14 protein-coding genes are annotated in these 16,766 nt (G+C 64.0%); 12 read left to right on the forward strand and 2 right to left on the reverse strand.

Annotation, left to right across the window (positions count from 1 at the left end; genetic code table 11):
* The first annotated feature begins 19 nt into the window (after positions 1 to 19).
* The 11 genes from AWU82_RS12680 to madM all read left to right on the forward strand — a co-directional run bounded on the left by AWU82_RS12680 (position 20) and on the right by madM (position 13,872).
* Entirely contained in the window at positions 20 to 5,935 is a 5,916-nt protein-coding gene (locus AWU82_RS12680) for an Hpt domain-containing protein (RefSeq protein ID WP_064380110.1), read from the forward strand.
* The gene (locus AWU82_RS12685; RefSeq protein ID WP_064380112.1) at positions 5,928 to 6,398 is read left to right on the forward strand and encodes a chemotaxis protein CheW; all 471 of its coding nucleotides are present in this window, start codon (positions 5,928 to 5,930) and stop codon (positions 6,396 to 6,398) included. The genes AWU82_RS12680 and AWU82_RS12685 overlap by 8 nt, the downstream gene beginning before the upstream one ends.
* A gap of 230 nt (positions 6,399 to 6,628) precedes the next feature.
* A complete protein-coding gene (gene mdcA / locus AWU82_RS12690) occupies positions 6,629 to 8,299 on the forward strand; it encodes a malonate decarboxylase subunit alpha (RefSeq protein WP_064380114.1) in 1,671 nt (556 codons plus the stop codon).
* Positions 8,299 to 9,171: a triphosphoribosyl-dephospho-CoA synthase gene (locus tag AWU82_RS12695; protein WP_064380115.1), complete on the forward strand. Its 873-nt coding sequence runs from the start codon at positions 8,299 to 8,301 to the stop codon at positions 9,169 to 9,171. The genes mdcA and AWU82_RS12695 overlap by 1 nt, the downstream gene beginning before the upstream one ends.
* A complete protein-coding gene (locus AWU82_RS12700; RefSeq protein ID WP_064380117.1) occupies positions 9,171 to 9,470 on the forward strand; it encodes a malonate decarboxylase subunit delta in 300 nt (99 codons plus the stop codon). Before AWU82_RS12695 ends, AWU82_RS12700 begins: the two co-directional genes overlap by 1 nt.
* Positions 9,463 to 10,314: a biotin-independent malonate decarboxylase subunit beta gene (locus tag AWU82_RS12705; RefSeq protein WP_064380119.1), complete on the forward strand. Its 852-nt coding sequence runs from the start codon at positions 9,463 to 9,465 to the stop codon at positions 10,312 to 10,314. The genes AWU82_RS12700 and AWU82_RS12705 overlap by 8 nt, the downstream gene beginning before the upstream one ends.
* Positions 10,311 to 11,096 carry a biotin-independent malonate decarboxylase subunit gamma gene (gene mdcE, locus AWU82_RS12710; protein ID WP_064380121.1) on the forward strand — a complete coding sequence of 262 codons (786 nt, stop codon included), beginning with the start codon at positions 10,311 to 10,313 and terminating at the stop codon, positions 11,094 to 11,096. Before AWU82_RS12705 ends, mdcE begins: the two co-directional genes overlap by 4 nt.
* Positions 11,090 to 11,710, forward strand: coding sequence for a malonate decarboxylase holo-ACP synthase (locus AWU82_RS12715; RefSeq protein ID WP_064380123.1), 621 nt, complete (start codon positions 11,090 to 11,092; stop codon positions 11,708 to 11,710). The genes mdcE and AWU82_RS12715 overlap by 7 nt, the downstream gene beginning before the upstream one ends.
* Positions 11,707 to 12,627, forward strand: coding sequence for a malonate decarboxylase subunit epsilon (mdcH, locus tag AWU82_RS12720; RefSeq protein ID WP_064380125.1), 921 nt, complete (start codon positions 11,707 to 11,709; stop codon positions 12,625 to 12,627). Before AWU82_RS12715 ends, mdcH begins: the two co-directional genes overlap by 4 nt.
* Before the next feature lie 62 nt (positions 12,628 to 12,689).
* Complete coding sequence (gene madL, locus AWU82_RS12725) at positions 12,690 to 13,106, forward strand: malonate transporter subunit MadL (RefSeq protein WP_064380127.1); 417 nt, start codon at positions 12,690 to 12,692, stop codon at positions 13,104 to 13,106.
* Between the two features lies 1 nt (position 13,107).
* The gene (gene madM, locus AWU82_RS12730; RefSeq protein WP_007953314.1) at positions 13,108 to 13,872 is read left to right on the forward strand and encodes a malonate transporter subunit MadM; all 765 of its coding nucleotides are present in this window, start codon (positions 13,108 to 13,110) and stop codon (positions 13,870 to 13,872) included.
* A gap of 126 nt (positions 13,873 to 13,998) precedes the next feature.
* Here the strand turns inward: madM and AWU82_RS12735 are convergent, their stop codons facing one another.
* Complete coding sequence (locus AWU82_RS12735) at positions 13,999 to 14,919, reverse strand: LysR family transcriptional regulator (RefSeq protein WP_064380129.1); 921 nt, start codon at positions 14,917 to 14,919, stop codon at positions 13,999 to 14,001.
* 142 nt (positions 14,920 to 15,061) lie between these two features.
* On the opposite strand from AWU82_RS12735, the gene trhA reads away from it, so the two are divergent.
* Entirely contained in the window at positions 15,062 to 15,679 is a 618-nt protein-coding gene (gene trhA / locus AWU82_RS12740; protein WP_011336351.1) for a PAQR family membrane homeostasis protein TrhA, read from the forward strand.
* 52 nt (positions 15,680 to 15,731) lie between these two features.
* Here trhA and AWU82_RS12745 read toward each other — a convergent pair whose 3' ends face one another.
* Positions 15,732 to 16,688, reverse strand: a complete 957-nt coding sequence (locus AWU82_RS12745; RefSeq protein WP_064384057.1) for a LysR family transcriptional regulator — start codon at positions 16,686 to 16,688, stop codon at positions 15,732 to 15,734.
* Positions 16,689 to 16,766: the final 78 nt, after the last annotated feature.

Below are 16,766 nucleotides of genomic sequence, written 5' to 3' on the forward strand. Positions count from 1 at the left end.
CATGTCGAGCGGAGTGGTTATGGGTGACCGGCACGACTACGTGGCCCTCGAATGGGTCAAGGGTGAAATAGCCGAGACGCTGAGGCAGGCGCATCAGGCCATCGAAGCCGTGCTCGACGATCCGCAGTCGGTGCCGGGACTGGGCGAGTGCCTGGCCTGCATCCATCAGGTGCACGGCAGCCTGCAGATGGTCGAGTTCTACGGCGCGGCGCTGCTGGCCGAAGAGATGGAACACCTGGTCGAAGCGTTGCAGAACGACCGCGTCAGCCATCGTGACGAAGCGCTGCACTTGTTGCTGCAGGCGCTGGGCCAATTGCCGATCTACCTCGACCGCGTGCAGGGCGCCCGCCGTGACCTGCCGCTGGTGGTGCTGCCGCTGATCAACGACTTGCGCAGTGCCCGGGGCGAAAGCCGGTTGTCGGAAACCAGCCTGTTCAGCCCGCAACTGCCCGAGCTGTCACCCCTGAGTCCGCAAGCGCTGGCCCTGCTTGAACCGGCAGAACTGCCGAATGTGCTGCGCAAATTGCGCCAGATGCTGCAAATGGCGCTGGTCGGACTGCTCCGCGAGCAGGATGACCAGACGCATCTCGCTTATCTGGCCAAAGTCTTTACCCGGCTTGAAGCAATCAGCGGTAACTCGCCGCTGAGCCCGTTGTGGCAGGTCGCCTCGGCGCTGGTCGAAGGCATGCGCGAAGGGCGGATCGCCAACAGCCCGGCGCTGCGCAGTCTGTTCAAGGACGCCGACAAGGAACTCAAGCGCCTGCTCGAACAGGGCATGCCCGGCCTCAACCAGCCGCCACCGCCTGAACTGCTGAAAAGCCTGCTGTTTTATATCGCCAAAGCCGAACATCCCACCGGGCAGATGCTGACCATGAAAGATCGCTACTCCCTGGACGACGCGCTGCCCGACAGCGCGATGGTCGACGAAGAACGCGCCCGCCTGGCCGGCCCCGACCGCGATGCCATGCGCTCGGTGCTCGCAGCGCTGTGCGAAGAGCTGGTGCGGGTCAAGGAACGCCTCGACCTGTTCGTGCGCAGCGACCGTCAGCACGCCTCGGATCTGGACAGCCTGCTGGCGCCGCTGCGGCAGATCGCCGACACCCTGGCGGTGCTCGGTTTCGGCCAGCCGCGCAAGGTCATCATCGATCAACTGGCGGTGGTGCTCAGTCTCGCGCAGGGTCAACGCGAACCGAACGACGCCACGCTGATGGACGTCGCCGGCGCCTTGCTCTACGTCGAAGCAACGCTGGCCGGGATGGTCGGCACAGTCGAGCCGGAGAGCCCGGAAGACTCGCGCCTGCCGACCACCGACCTGACGCAGATCCATCAGATCGTGATCAAGGAAGCGCGCATCTGCCTGCAACAGGCCAAGGACATGATCGTCGACTACATCGACGCCGACTGGGATCGCCAGCAACTGCAAAGCCTGCCGGCGCTGCTGACCCAGGTGCGCGGCGCACTGGCGATGATTCCGCTGGCGCGTGCGGCAAGCCTGCTCGAAGCCTGCAACGGATTTATCCGCGAACATCTGTTGCTCGATCCTCACGAGCCGGGCTGGCAGCAACTCGACAGCCTCGCCGACGCCATCACCAGCCTCGAGTATTACCTCGAACGCCTGACCGACGACCCGCAGGCACCGAGCGAGCATTTGCTGGATATCGCGCAGAAAAGCCTCGCCAGTCTCGGTTTCTTTCCTGACGAACAGCCCGGCGAGCCGCATGTGCCGGTGCTCGATGATGTTCTCAGCCCCAGCGAAGCGCTGGTGATGCAGGATTTGCAGGAGCTGGACGACCCGCAGATCGTGCAGTCGTTGGCCGAAGTGCTGGCCAGTCCGGTGTCGGCGGTCAACCCGCCGGCACTGACCACGCCGGGCAGCCTGCTGCCGCCACCGGCCGATGAAGAACCGGTGGACGACGAGCTGCGCGAAGTGTTCCTCGAAGAGACCGGGGAAGTGCTCGAAGTACTGAGCGAATACCTGCCGCGCTGGTCTGCCGCGCCCGATGACCGCGCCGCCTTGAGTGAACTGCGCCGCGCCTTCCACACCCTCAAGGGCAGTGGCCGGATGGTGCGCGCGCTGGTCCTCGGCGAGCTGGCCTGGGCGGTGGAAAACCTGCTCAACCGCGTGCTGGAAAACAGTGTCGAACCCGGCCCGGCGGTGCGCCAGTTACTCGCCGACACGCTGCTGCTGTTGCCGGACCTGATCGCCGAATTCGCCACCAATGGCCAGCGTCAGCGCCACGATGTCGATCAACTGGCGGCCCGCGCCCATGCGCTGGCCAAGGGCGACACACCGCTGCCTGCCGAAGACGTGGAAGACGTCGCGGCCCTCGATCCGCTGTTGCTGGAGATTTTCCGCAACGAAGCCGAAACCCACCTCGCCAGCCTCAATCGTTTTCTCGATCAGGCTGCCGAGCATGTGCCGTTGCAGGCCAGCGACGAGTTGCAGCGAGCCCTGCACACCCTCAAGGGCAGCGCCTCGATGGCGGGGGTGTCACCGATTGCCGAACTGGCGGCGCCGCTGGATAAACTGGCCCGGGAATTCAAGGCCCATCAACTGGCGCTGGACCTCGACGAAGTGGAACTGCTGCTCGAAGCCGAGGGCTTGTTCCGCGTCGGTCTGCGTCAGCTCAAACACGATCCACTGGCGCCGATTGTCGGTGCGCAGTCACTGATCAAACGCACCGAAACCCTGCTCGACGAGCGTCTGGAATCGATCCTCAATGCCCCGAGCAGTGCGGTGCGGGTCAAGCGCGATCCGCAACTGATCAACAATTTCCTGGCCCAGGGCATGGACATCCTGCTCGACGCCGAAAACCTTTTGCAGCGCTGGCAGCAGCACCCCGGCGAACGTCAGGAACTCAGCGCGCTGCTGGATGAACTGACCACCCTGGGCGAGGGCGCGCACCTGGCGGATCTGCTGCCGGTGGATGTGCTGTGTGAAGCCTTGCTCGATCTTTACGGCGCGGTCGAAGAAAGCAGCCTGGCGGTCAGCGAGCGGTTTTTCCATGAGGCGCAGCAGGCCCACGAAGCGCTGATCAACATGCTCGACGAACTGGCCGCCGGCCAGGAAATCACCCCGCAACCGCAGCGCATCCGCGCCTTGCACGAACTGCTCGACGAGAGCCTCGATCCGTCGGCCATGGGCCTGATCCATAGCGACGGCAGCCGCACCCCGAGCATCCGCGAACTGGGCAGCGCCACCGCAGAACTGCAACAAAACAGCCTCGACAGCGGGCCGGACGACGAAATCGTCGAGATCTTCCTCGAAGAAGCGGTGGACATTCTCGACAGCGCCGGGCAAGCCTTGCAGCGCTGGTTGAAGGATCCGGAAAACGGCGCACCGCTGTCGTCGCTGCAACGGGATTTGCACACGCTCAAGGGTGGCGCGCGGATGGCTGAGGTGGCGGCGGTCGGCGATCTGGCCCATGAGCTGGAAGGCCTTTACCGAGGGCTGGTGGATCGGCGTTACAGCCACAGCGAAGCCCTCGACCGACTGCTGCGCCAGAGCCACGAGCGTCTGGCGCAATTCCTCGAACAGTTGCACCGGCACCAGCCGCTGGACCCGGCGCAGGACCTGATCGAGGCGATCCGCCGCTTTCGTCAGGACCCGAGTGCTAGTCCCGAAACGTCGTCAGCCCGCGTCACACAGGACGGCCCCGGACACGATCCGGAGCTGCTGGAGATCTTCCTCGAGGAAGGTTTCGACATTATCGAAAACTCCGGCGCCGCGTTGCTGCGCTGGCAGGCCGAACCCGGCAATCGCCAGGAAGTGGAAACCCTGCTGCGTGACCTGCACACCCTAAAGGGCGGCGCGCGGATGGTGGAAATCGGCCCGATCGGCGACCTCGCTCATGAGCTGGAAAACCTGTACGAAAGCCTGTCCGCCGGCACCCTGCAGGGCAGCGCCGAACTGTTCGCGCTGTTGCAGCGCGGCCAGGACCGCTTGGCGCAGATGCTCGACGCCGTGCGCGCCGGCCAGCCGTGCCCACCTGCAGACCGGTTGATCAGCGCGATCCAGAATTTCAGCCATCCGCTGGTTGTGCAGACCCCGGCGCCCGTGCCGCCGGTTGCGGTCAAGGCCGAGCCTGCCGCCCCGGCGCCCGAGGCCGGGGCGGACATGGTCAAGGTCTCCGCCGAGCTGCTGGATGAACTGGTCAACCTTGCCGGCGAAACCTCGATTTTCCGTGGGCGCATCGAGCAGCAGGTCAGCGATGCGCAGACCGCCCTGCACGAGATGGAAACCACCATCGAACGCATGCGCGACCAGTTGCGCCGGCTCGACACCGAAACCCAGGGGCGGATCCTCAGCCGTCAGCAAGTGGATGCCGAGCGCCTCGGCTACGAAGATTTCGACCCGCTGGAAATGGACCGTCATTCCCAGTTGCAGCAACTGTCACGAGCGCTGTTCGAGTCCGCCTCCGACTTGCTGGACTTGAAGGAAACCCTCGACCGGAGCACCCACGACGCCGAGAACCTGTTGCAGCAGCAGGGGCGGATCAACACCGAGTTGCAGGAAGGCCTGATGCGCACGCGCATGGTGCCGTTCGAGCGCATGTTGCCGCGTCTGAAGCGCATCGTCCGCCAGGTCGCCGAGGAGCTGGGCAAGGACGTGGCGTTCAGCGTCGGCAACGCCGAAGGCGAGATGGACCGCAACGTCCTCGAACGCATGGCCGCACCGCTGGAGCACATGCTGCGTAATGCCGTCGACCATGGCCTGGAGTCGGCCGAAGTCCGGTTGGCGGCGGGCAAACCGGCGCAAGGGCAGATCAGCCTCGACCTGTCCCGCGAGGGCGGCGACATCGTGTTCGACATCCGCGACGATGGCGCCGGTGTGCCGCTGGATGCCGTTCGGCGCAAGGCGATCAAGCGCGGCTTGCTGGCGCCGGACGCCGAGATCAGCGACCGCGAGGTGTTGCAGTTCATCCTCCAGCCGGGATTTTCCACCGCCGAGAAAATCACCCAGATTTCCGGGCGCGGCGTGGGCATGGACGTGGTGCACGAAGAAGTCCGGCAACTGGGCGGCACCATGAGCATCGACTCGGTGCCGGGGCAGGGCGTGCATTTCCGCATTCGCCTGCCGTTCACCGTGTCGGTCAACCGTGCGTTGATGGTGCAGTGCGGTGAGGATCAGTATGCGATTCCGCTGAACACCATCGACGGTATCGTCCGCGTGCTGCCGAATGAACTGGAAGGGCATTTCCGTCTCGATCCGCCGAGTTATCAGTACGGCGGCCAGCGTTATGAACTGTGCTACCTGGGCGAGCTGCTGAAAACCGCACCACGGCCGAAACTGTCCGGCCAGAGCCTGCCGGTGCCGGTCTTGCTGGTGCAGTGCAACGACCGGCACATCGCGGTGCAGGTCGACACGATGGCCGGCACCCGCGAGATCGTGGTCAAGAGCCTCGGCCCGCAGTTCGCGTCGGTGCAGGGCGTGTCCGGGGCGACGATTCTCGGCGATGGCCGGGTGGTGCTGATTCTCGACCTGCTGGCGCCGATCCGCGCGATGCAGGCGCGGTTGCCGCAGCGTCCGGCCAGTCACGAAATCGAAAGCGAACCGCACAAGCCGTTGCTGGTGATGGTGGTCGACGATTCGGTGACGGTGCGCAAGGTCACCAGCCGCTTGCTCGAACGCCACGGCATGAACGTGCTGACCGCCAAGGACGGGGTCGATGCGATGTTGCTGCTGGAAGAACACATGCCGGACCTGATGCTGCTCGACATCGAAATGCCGCGCATGGACGGCTTCGAAGTGGCGACCCAGGTGCGCCACGACGAGCGCCTGCAACACCTGCCGATCATCATGATCACCTCGCGCACCGGCCAGAAGCACCGCGACCGCGCGATGGCCATCGGCGTCAACGACTACCTCGGCAAGCCGTACCAGGAATCGGTGCTGCTCGAAAGCATCGCCCTGTGGAGCAAAAAACATGCATGAACGCCGGCACAACCAGCGCACCAGCCAACTCACCGGGCTGCTGCTGCCGCTGGCGGATCGCAACCTGATCCTGCCCAACGTCGCCGTCGCCGAGCTGATCGACTACCAGTCCAGCGCCTTCGATCTCGACACACCGCCGTGGTATCTCGGTCGGGTGACCTGGCGCGAGCGGCAGATTCCGCTGCTGAGTTTCGAGTCGGCGTGCGGCAACAAGATCGTCATCGGCGAGCGGGCACGGATCGTCATCCTCAATGCCCTCGGCGGGCGGCCGGAGTTGAAGTTCATCGCGCTGCTGGTGCAGGGGATTCCGCGCTCGTACAAGCTCGACAGCCAGTTGAGTTATGTCGACGTGCCGCTGTGTGCGCTGGAGCAGGCGGCGGTGCAGGTCGGGGAACAGGTGGCGAAGGTGCCGGATTTGTTGGCATTGGAGAAATTGTTGGTGGATGCCGGACTGGTTCACTGAACCAGGGTCTGCGGCGATCTCACTGGCCTCATCGCTGGCAAGCCAGCTCCCACAAAGTTCTAGGTCGTTCACAAAAACTTCGATCACCACAATCACTGTGGGAGCTGGCTTGCCAGCGATGAGGCCAGCATTCGTTACGCTGAGCGTAACGGTTCGCCACCGCGCTTGATTGATGCCCCTCCATCACACTCCTAAGGTAGCTCCACGACAGCGAACCCCGTGGAGTGAGCATGACAACAACAATATCCCCCGATTCGCGCTGGACGCGGCGGCGTGACGAGAAGCAGCGGCGCCTCGACAAGGTGCGCGGGCTGGCCGACGGTGCGGTGTTGCCCACCGACAGGATCGTCGCGGCGTTTGAGGCGCTGATCCTGCCCGGCGACCGTGTGGTGCTGGAGGGCAACAACCAGAAGCAGGCGGATTTCCTCTCGCGCTCTCTGGCCATGGCCGATCCGGAAAAGCTCCACGACCTGCACATGATCATGCCCAGCGTCGGCCGTTCCGAGCATCTGGACCTGTTCGAACGCGGCATCGCCCGCAAGCTCGATTTCTCCTTCGCCGGCACCCAGAGCCTGCGCATCAGCCAGTTGCTCGAAGACGGTCTGCTGGAAATCGGCGCGATCCACACCTACATCGAACTCTACGCCCGGCTGGTGGTGGATCTGATCCCCAACGTCGTGCTCTCGGCCGGGTTCATGGCCGACCGCGCCGGCAACATCTACACCGGCCCAAGCACCGAAGACACTCCGGCGCTGATCGAACCCGCAGCGTTCAGCGACGGCATCGTCATCGTCCAGGTCAATCAACTGGTGGACGATGTCAGCGAGCTGCCCCGTGTGGACATCCCCGCGTCGTGGGTCGATTTCGTGGTGGTGGCGGACAAACCGTTCTACATCGAGCCGCTGTTCACTCGTGACCCTCGCCACATCAAGCCAGTGCACGTGTTGATGGCGATGATGGCGATCCGCGGAATCTACGAAAAACACAACGTGCAGTCGCTTAACCACGGCATCGGTTTCAACACCGCCGCCATCGAGCTGATCCTGCCGACCTACGGCGAATCCCTCGGCCTCAAGGGCAAGATCTGCCGGAACTGGACGCTCAACCCGCACCCGACGCTGATCCCGGCTATCGAGAGTGGCTGGGTCGAAAGTGTGCATTGCTTCGGCACCGAACTGGGCATGGAAAACTACATCGCCGCCCGTCCCGACGTGTTCTTCACCGGCCGTGACGGCTCGCTGCGTTCCAACCGGATGTTCTGCCAACTGGCCGGGCAATACGCGGTGGACCTGTTCATCGGCGCGACCCTGCAAGTCGATGGCGATGGTCATTCCTCCACCGTCACCCGAGGTCGCCTCGCCGGTTTCGGCGGCGCACCGAACATGGGGCACGACCCACGCGGTCGGCGCCACGGCACTCCAGCCTGGCTCGACATGCGTCATGACGACTCGCAGCAACCGATGCTCGAACGCGGCAAGAAACTCGTGGTGCAGATGGTCGAGACCTTCCAGGAGGGCGGCAAACCGACCTTCGTCGAAACCCTCGACGCGGTGGAGGTGGCGAAGAAAAGCGGCATGCCGCTGGCGCCGATCATGATCTACGGCGACGACGTCACTCACCTGCTCACCGAAGAAGGCATCGCCTACCTGTACAAGGCGCGCTCGCTGGAAGAGCGTCAGGCGATGATCGCTGCGGTGGCCGGCGTCACCGCCATCGGACTGCGGCACAACCCGAAAGACACCGAACGCATGCGCCGTGAAGGCCTGATCGCCTTGCCCGAAGACCTCGGCATCCGTCGCACCGACGCCACCCGCGAATTGCTCGCGGCGAAGAGCGTGGCCGATCTGGTCGAGTGGTCCGGCGGCCTCTACAACCCGCCCGCCAAGTTCAGGAGCTGGTAATGCACGCACTCAACCTGCAACCGAAAACCATCACCCTCGCGGAACGGCTGGCGGATCTGGCCGTGGACGCGCTGATCGACGAGGCCGATCTGTCGCCGAAACCGGCGCTGGTCGACCGGCGCGGCAACGGTGCGCACACCGATCTGCATTTGGGATTGATGCACGCCTCGGCGCTGGCGCTGTGGCCGGCGTTCAAGGAAATGGCCGAAGCCGCGCTTGAGTTCGGCGAAATCTGCTTGCCGCTGCGCGAAGCCATCGGCCGCATCGGCCGGGAAGGCGAGCAAGCGATGCTCGCCACCACCCACGGCGTGAACACCCATCGCGGGGCGATCTGGGCGCTGGGCCTGCTGGTCACGGCGGCTGCGCTGGATACCAAGTCCACCAGCGCTGGCGCCGTTACTCTGCGCGCCGCACGTCTGGCATTGCTCGATGACCGTTATGCGCCGCGCCCGCTGAGTCATGGCGCGCAAGTCGCCCAACGCTACGGCGCTCGCGGTGCCCGGGAAGAAGCGCAACTCGGCTTCCCGTCCGTAGTGCAGCGCGGCCTGCCGCAGCTCAAACGCAGCCGCGCCGCCGGCCATGGCGAACAGAACGCCCGGCTCGATGCGTTGCTCGCAATCATGACCGACCTCGCCGACACCTGCGTCCTCTATCGCGCCGGCGAACAGGGTCTGCACGCCATGCAGCACGGCGCCCAGGCAGTGCTCGACGCCGGCGGCAGCGCCAGCCTCACCGGTCGCCGTCGCCTGCATGAACTGGATCAACAACTCATCGCATTGAATGCCTCGCCCGGTGGCGCCGCCGACTTGCTCGCCGCCAGCTTGCTGCTCGACCGAATCGAGCGCGCCGGCATCCTTCAGGGAGCGTTTTGATGGAAACCTTATCCTTTGAATTCCCCGCCGGGCAGCCGCCACGCGGTCGGGCGCTGGTCGGCTGTGTCGGTTCGGGCGATCTGGAAGTGCTGATCGAACCGGGCCTGGCCGGCAAGCTGACGATCAATGTGCAGACCTCGGTCAACGGTGCGCAGCAGCGCTGGCAGCATCTGTTTGCGCGGATGTTCGACGGCACCAGGCCACCGGCGATGGCCATCGATATCCACGACTTCGGCGCGACCCCGGGCGTGGTGCGTCTGCGTCTGGAACAAGGCTTCGAGGAGATCGGCCATGACTGACACCTCAGCGCTTCTGCACAAACATTCGTTCGTCGAACTCGGCGCACGGCAGCGGGCAAAAGCCTTGCTCGACGCTGGCACCTTTCGCGAACTGCTCGACCCGTTTCAACGCGTCATGTCGCCGTGGCTTGAACGTCAGGGCGTGGTGCCGCAGGCCGATGACGGCGTGGTGATCGCCAAGGGCAGCCTCGACGGTTTACCGGTGGTGATCGCTGCCATCGAAGGCGCGTTTCAGGGCGGCAGCCTCGGTGAAGTCGGCGGCGCAAAAATCGCCGGCGCGCTGGAACTGGCCGCCGAAGATAACCGCAAAGGCATCCCGACCCGCGCCATCCTGCTGCTGGAAACCGGCGGCGTGCGCTTGCAGGAAGCCAACCTCGGCCTGGCGGCGATTGCCGACATCCACGCGGCGATTGTCGACTTGCAGCAGTACCAACCGGTGGTTGGCGTGGTGGCCGGCAGCGTCGGTTGTTTTGGCGGGATGTCGATTGCCGCTGCGCTGTGCAGCTATTTGCTGGTGACCCAGGAAGCGCGCCTCGGTCTGAACGGCCCGCAGGTAATCGAACAGGAAGCCGGGATCGAGGAATACGACTCCCGCGACCGGCCCTTCATCTGGAGCCTGACCGGTGGCGAGCAACGGTTTGCCAGTGGTCTGGTGGACCGTTATGTCGCCGATGACGTGGCGCAGATTCGCCAGCAGGTCGGCGAGTTGCTGCAACAAGGCCTGCCAGCGCAACCGCGCAGTCAACGAGCCGAGTGGTTCCTGCAACGCCTGACGAGCCTGGACACTGACAAGCAAATCGAGCCTTCAGTGGTTCGCGATCTGTATCAAGGAGAGCGCTCATGAGCGGGTATTCCGTGCGCGGTTTGAACTGGTTCAACGCCTTGAGCGCTGGCGCGAATGCGGTTGAAGGTTTGCCGCCATCGCTGAAGGTCGCCGACGGGGCACTCGGGCGTTTTATCGCAGTGGTCGCGGATCCGCAAAACCGTTTCCCTCGCGCTCGCAACGGCGAAGTCGGTTTGCTCGAAGGCTGGGGTCTGGCCAAGGCTGTGGATGACGCGATCACCGCCGACCGTGACAATGCGCAAAAGCGTCCCTTGATCGCCATCGTCGATGTGCCGAGTCAGGCCTACGGTCGCCGCGAAGAAGCCCTCGGCATTCATCAGGCCCTGGCCGGTGCGGCAGATGCTTATGCCCGCGCGCGTCTGGCCGGGCATCCGGTGATTGCGCTGCTGGTGGGCAAGGCCATGTCGGGGGCGTTTCTCGCTCACGGATATCAGGCCAACCGCTTGATCGCCCTGCGTGATCCGGGGGTGATGGTGCATGCGATGGGCAAGGCGTCGGCGGCGCGTGTGACCTTGCGCAGTGTCGAAGAACTGGAAGCCCTGGCGTCCAGTGTGCCGCCGATGGCCTATGACATCGACAGCTACGCCAGCCTCGGATTGCTCTGGGAAACCCTGTCGGTGCAGCAGATCGAACAGCCGACGGCGGAGGATCTGGCGCGGGTCGGTGAATGCCTGAAGCAAGCCATCGGCGATGTTGCTACGACTGACTTGAGCAATCGTCTCGGCGCGAAAAATCGCGAAGCCTCCAGCCGCGTGCGTGAATTGCTGAGGGCGCAGTGGTGAACACTCCTCTGGCCCACGACCTGCTGTGGGGCATGACGCCTGAGCAACTGCCGGCGGATGCGCCGCAGTGGGCGATTGATTCGCTGGCTGCCGGGCAACCGGTGGTGGTGCGGCGGGCGTTGAGTGAAGACGGATGCGTGGCGGTGGGCGTGCGCGGTCGGTTGCGCGAGCAGCGGCTGGCGGCGTTTATGTCTGTGGATTCGATTGCCTGTCGGGTCAGCCCGGAAGCGCTTTGTCAGGTCGAGAGCGCGCGTGATCTGCCGGTCATGCAGGCGCTGCGGCAACTGCGGCCAGTGCTCGACGATTGCGGTTGGATCTGGGGTGTCAGCGGCAGCGTCGGGTTTGAACTGGCCAGTGGATTTACAGCGATGCACGCGGCCAGTGATCTCGATCTGATCCTGCGTACACCGCAACTCATAACCCGTAATCAGGCGCGCAAGTTGGTCGCGGTTTTCGATCAGGCAATCTGCCGGGTCGATCTGCAATTGCAGACGCCGTTCGGTGCCGTCGCCCTGCGCGAATGGGCCGGGAACGCTTCGCGGGTGCTGCTGAAAAACGCCCGTGAAGCCTGTCTGGTGTCTGATCCGTGGAACCCGCAGGAGCAGGCAGCGTGAGCAGTCTGCTGGTGTTTCCCGGCCAGGGCGCGCAGCAGCCCGGCATGCTCCAGCGTTTGCCTCGGCAAACGCTGATCGAGGCCAGCGACAGCCTCGGTGAAGATGTCTTGCAGTTGGATTCCAGCGAAGCGTTGCGCAGCACGCGGGCGGTTCAGCTCTGTCTGTTGATCGCAGGGGTCGCAGCCTCGCGGCGATTGTTGCAGGACGGCCTCACCGCAGATTACGTCGCCGGTCTGTCCATCGGTGCCTACCCGGCAGCGGTGGTCGCCGGAGCGTTGAGCTTCAGTGATGCGTTGCATCTGGTCAGCCTGCGCGGCGAGTTGATGCAGCAGGCTTATCCACAGGGCTTCGGCATGACCGCGATCATCGGCCTGCAATTGTCCACAGTCGAAACGCTGCTGGCGCAGGTGCACAGCGCAGAAACACCGGTGTACCTGGCCAACATCAACGCCGATAACCAGGTGGTGATTGCCGGCAGCGACAAGGCGATGCAAGCGGTCGCCGAGCTGGCGCGCAGTCGTGGTGCCGGGTTGGCGAAACGTCTGGCGGTCAGCGTGCCGTCGCACTGCCCGTTGCTGGATGAGCCTGCGCAAACCCTCGCCGAAGCGTTCACCAGGGTTGAACTGAAATCACCGAAAATCGCTTACCTGAGTGGCAGTCGCGCAAGGCCTGTGATCCAGGTAGAAGCGCTGCGCGACGACCTCGCCTTCAACATGTGCCGCGTGGTGGATTGGCGCGGCACCGTGCAAAGCGCCTATGAGCGCGGCGTACGTCTACAGATCGAACTGCCGCCCGGTGCGGTGCTGACCGGGCTGGCGCGCCGGGTGTTCGAACAGGGGACTGTCACTGCCTTCGACAGTGCCCGGCTCGACACCTTGCAGGCGCTGTTGCGTGAAGAGGAGGGCCGACGACCCTAAATCACCGACTCAGGCTTCGAACAACAAAAACAATTCGACGATGCACTTTGAGGACTACAACAATGATTATTTACGGTGTGGCGCTGCTGGCGATCTGTACGCTGGCAGGGGTGATCATGGGTGACATGCTCGGTGTTCTTCTGGGCGTCAAATCCAACGTCGGCGGGGTCGGCATCGCCATGATCCTGTTGATCTGCGCGCGGTTGTGGATGCAGAAACGCGGCGGCATGACCAAGGATTGCGAGATGGGCGTCGGCTTCTGGGGCGCCATGTACATTCCGGTGGTGGTGGCGATGGCCGCGCAACAGAACGTCGTCACCGCCCTGCACGGCGGCCCGGTGGCGGTGCTGGCGGCGATCGGTTCAGTGCTGGTCTGTGGCTGCACGATTGCCCTGATCAGCCGTACCCACAAGGGCGAACCGTTGCCCGACGAACCGGCGGAAATCTCCCCGGTCGGCACACCGGTAGGAGGTCGCTGATATGTGGGATCTCATTGAAAAAGGTCTGGAACACAACGGTCTGATCACCGCGTTCGCCTTCGTCGGCGTGATCATGTGGGTTTCGGTGATTCTCTCCAAACGCCTGACCTTCGGACGGATTCACGGCTCGGCGATTGCCATCGTCATCGGTCTGGTGCTGGCCTGGGTCGGGGGGACGATGACGGGCGGGCAGAAGGGCCTGGCGGACCTGACGCTGTTCTCCGGCATCGGTCTGATGGGTGGCGCGATGCTGCGGGATTTCGCCATCGTTGCCACGGCGTTTGAGGTGCAGGCGACCGAGGCGAAGAAGGCCGGGATGATCGGCGTGATCGCGCTGCTGCTGGGCACGATCCTGCCGTTCATTGTCGGTGCTTGCATGGCCTACGCGTTCGGTTATCGCGATGCGGTGAGCATGACCACCATCGGCGCCGGTGCGGTGACTTACATCGTCGGGCCAGTCACTGGTGCAGCGATTGGCGCGACGTCGGATGTGATGGCGCTGTCGATTGCCACCGGGTTGATCAAGGCGATTCTGGTGATGGTCGGCACGCCGGTGGCGGCGCGCTGGATGGGCCTGGATAACCCGCGTTCGGCGATGGTGTTTGGCGGGCTGGCCGGGACGGTGAGTGGCGTGACGGCGGGGCTGGCGGCGACGGATCGGCGGTTGGTGCCTTATGGGGCGTTGACGGCGACCTTCCACACTGGGCTTGGCTGCCTGCTTGGGCCTTCGCTGCTGTTCTTCATTGTTCGCGGAATCGTTGGCTAGGTTCTGAAGATCGTTCCCACGCTCTGCGTGGGAATGCAGCCCGGGACGCTCCGCGTCCCAAAAGCGGACGCAGAGCGTCCATTGAGGCATTCCCACGCGGAGCGTGGGAACGATCATCAGCCGCGATCATTGTGAGCCTTGGCGATTGGCATACATCCGACACTCCGCCAGCAACGCCAGCAAATTCGGATCCCGCTCCTTGGCCTTCAAAAACACCACCCCGATGTGCTGCTGCAACCGGTACTTCTCCTGCAACGGAATCAGCTTCACCCGGTTCTCGTACACCGCCGCGATCCTCCCCGGCAGCAATGCATAACCGACCCCGGAGCTGACCATGCTCAGCAGGGTGAAGATGTCGTTGACCTGCATCGCCACCTTCGGCTCGAACCCCGCCTGCCTGAACACCCGAATACCGTCCTGATGGGTGGCGAAGCCTTGGGTGAGGGTGATGAAGGTTTCGTCGCGCACCTCCGCCAGGTCCACTTCGCTGCGTTGGGCGAAGCGCGAATCGGCCGGGGTGGCGAGGAAGATGTCGTCGGAAAACAGCGGAATCTGCTCGCAGTCCGGGTCGTTGACGGTGTCGTCCAGCGACACCAGGATCGCGTCGACTTCCATGTTTTTCAGCTTGTAGAGCAGGTCGATGTTCGAGCCGAGGATCAGGTCGATATTGAGTTCGCTGCGGCGGATCTTCAGGCCCATGATCAGCTGCGGCACGGTTTTCACCGTCAGCGAATACAACGAGCCGAGCTTGAAGCGTTCAGCCGAGAACCCGGCGGCTTCGCGGGTCAGGCGTACGCTTTCGACCACGTCCTGAATCAGCTTCTGCGCCCGCTCCTCGAGCACGTAGGCGCTTTCCAGCGGCGTCAGGTTGCGCCCTTCGTGCTTGAACAGCGGACAGCGCAGGGCGCTTTCCAGCGAATGGATCGCGCGGTGCACGCTGACGTTGCTGGTCTGCAGCTCGGCGGCGGCCCGGGCGAGGTTGCCGGTACGCATGAAGGCGAGGAACACCTCGAGTTTCTTCAGGGTCAATTCTTCGTCGATCAGCATGGCGCGGACTCTTCTTGGTATCGCTCGATTGTGCCCAAATATCAGGACAGGTGCCTGCCCGTGTTGAACGGAAACATTGCGCTTTTACGCTCAAGGCCCGAGCCTTGCGCGCTGCGGTAAATGAAATCGAGGTGTGCGACACATGTATCACGGAGAAAAACTGAACGCCTGGACGCATCTGGTCGGGGCGGTAGCGGCGTTTGTCGGGGGCGTCTGGATGCTGGTGATTGCCAGCCTCGACGGCAGCCCGTGGAAGATCGTCAGCGTGGCGATTTACGCCTTCACCTTGCTGGTGCTCTACAGCGCGTCCACCGTGTACCACAGCGTGCGCGGGCGCAAGAAAGCGATCATGAAGAAGGTCGATCACTTTTCGATCTACTTGCTGATCGCCGGCAGTTACACGCCGTTCTGCCTGGTGACGCTGCGCGGGCCGTGGGGCTGGACGTTGTTCGGGATTGTCTGGGGGTTGGCGCTGATCGGCATCCTGCAGGAGATCAAGCCGCGCTCGGAGGCGCGGATCCTGTCGATCGTGATCTACGCGGTGATGGGCTGGATCGTGCTGGTGGCGGTCAAACCGTTGATCGCGGCGCTGGGCACTGCGGGGTTTGCCTGGCTGGCGTCGGGCGGCGTGCTGTACACCGTGGGGATCATCTTCTTCGCCCTCGACCATCGGTTGCGGCATGCCCACGGGATCTGGCATCTGTTCGTGATCGCCGGGAGCCTGCTGCATTTTGTGGCGATTTTGTTTTACGTCCTTTAGAACAGCCCCAAATCCTGTGGGAACGGGCTTGCCCGCGATGACGGAGTGTCAGTCACTCAGGTGTTGATGGGGCCACCGCAATCGCTGGCAAGCCAGCTCCCACAGGGACCAGGGTTTGCAGTTGTATCTGTGCGCGACTGCTGAATATCTGCAACAGATCGTTGAGGGTATGCGGCGGTGGTTCGGTGGCGCGGGTCACCGCGTAAAGTGTGATCGGCAGCGGCGGGGCGAGAGGGCGGATTACGGTGCTGGTCGGCGAAGCACCGAGTGCCGTGAACGGGTCGATCACCGCCACCCCGGCGCCGGATTCCACCATCGCCCGCGCCAGTGAGTAAGTCTGCACGGCGATCCGCACACGCGGCGGCGGTTCGACCGCTTCGAGATAACTATCGAGGCGCGCGGCCAGCGGGTCGGCACTGGACAGCCCGATCAGCGGCGCTCCCGCCAACGCCATCAGCGGCAACGGCTGACCGGAGTCTTCCTCCGGCCAGTAACCTCTCGGCGCCAATGCCACCAGCACCCCCGAAGCCAATGCCTGGGCCTTCAGCCCCGGATGGTCCGGCAACTGCAACGTCAGGGCCACGTCTACTTCGCGCATCAGCAGGTTCTGCATCAGCTCGCGGCTGTGGGCGCTCGACAGTTCGCAGGCGATGTCCGGAAACTGCGCCGTCCATTGCCGGATCGCCGGCGGCAGCAACGACAGCGCCAGCGCCGGGGTCGCGCCGATCCGCAGGCTGTGGCCGGGTTCGCGGCGCAGGCTCTGGGCCAGACGCCGCACGCCTTGCAGGCTTTCGGTGACCTTGTCGACTTCGCGCTCAAGTTCCAGCGCTTCCGGGGTCGCCTGCAATTTGCCGCGCACCCGCAGAAACAATGGAAAGCCCAATTGCTGCTCGGCGTGTTGCAGCACCTTGGTCACCGCCGGTTGTGAGACGTGCAGCAACTGCGCAGCAGCGCTGACCGAGCCGGTCTGGCGGATGGCCTGGAAAATCTCGATATGACGAAGGCGCATGACGATCCCATAACCTTTGTTTATAGGTTTGGCATCTTTATTCATTGTTCGGCGCCTGTCACCTCACCCTAACCTCGG

This window comes from Pseudomonas glycinae (assembly GCF_001594225.2).
GTDB classification, from domain to species: domain Bacteria; phylum Pseudomonadota; class Gammaproteobacteria; order Pseudomonadales; family Pseudomonadaceae; genus Aquipseudomonas; species Aquipseudomonas glycinae.

Coding starts and splice junctions, on each gene's coding strand:
- AWU82_RS12680 (WP_064380110.1), top strand. CDS start 20: ATGGGTGACCGGCACGACTACGTGGCCCTCGAATGGGTCAAGGGTGAA.
- AWU82_RS12685 (WP_064380112.1), top strand. CDS start 5,928: ATGCATGAACGCCGGCACAACCAGCGCACCAGCCAACTCACCGGGCTG.
- mdcA (WP_064380114.1), top strand. CDS start 6,629: ATGACAACAACAATATCCCCCGATTCGCGCTGGACGCGGCGGCGTGAC.
- AWU82_RS12695 (WP_064380115.1), top strand. CDS start 8,299: ATGCACGCACTCAACCTGCAACCGAAAACCATCACCCTCGCGGAACGG.
- AWU82_RS12700 (WP_064380117.1), top strand. CDS start 9,171: ATGGAAACCTTATCCTTTGAATTCCCCGCCGGGCAGCCGCCACGCGGT.
- AWU82_RS12705 (WP_064380119.1), top strand. CDS start 9,463: ATGACTGACACCTCAGCGCTTCTGCACAAACATTCGTTCGTCGAACTC.
- mdcE (WP_064380121.1), top strand. CDS start 10,311: ATGAGCGGGTATTCCGTGCGCGGTTTGAACTGGTTCAACGCCTTGAGC.
- madL (WP_064380127.1), top strand. CDS start 12,690: ATGATTATTTACGGTGTGGCGCTGCTGGCGATCTGTACGCTGGCAGGG.
- madM (WP_007953314.1), top strand. CDS start 13,108: ATGTGGGATCTCATTGAAAAAGGTCTGGAACACAACGGTCTGATCACC.
- AWU82_RS12735 (WP_064380129.1), bottom strand. CDS start 14,919: ATGCTGATCGACGAAGAATTGACCCTGAAGAAACTCGAGGTGTTCCTC.
- trhA (WP_011336351.1), top strand. CDS start 15,062: ATGTATCACGGAGAAAAACTGAACGCCTGGACGCATCTGGTCGGGGCG.
- AWU82_RS12745 (WP_064384057.1), bottom strand. CDS start 16,688: ATGCGCCTTCGTCATATCGAGATTTTCCAGGCCATCCGCCAGACCGGC.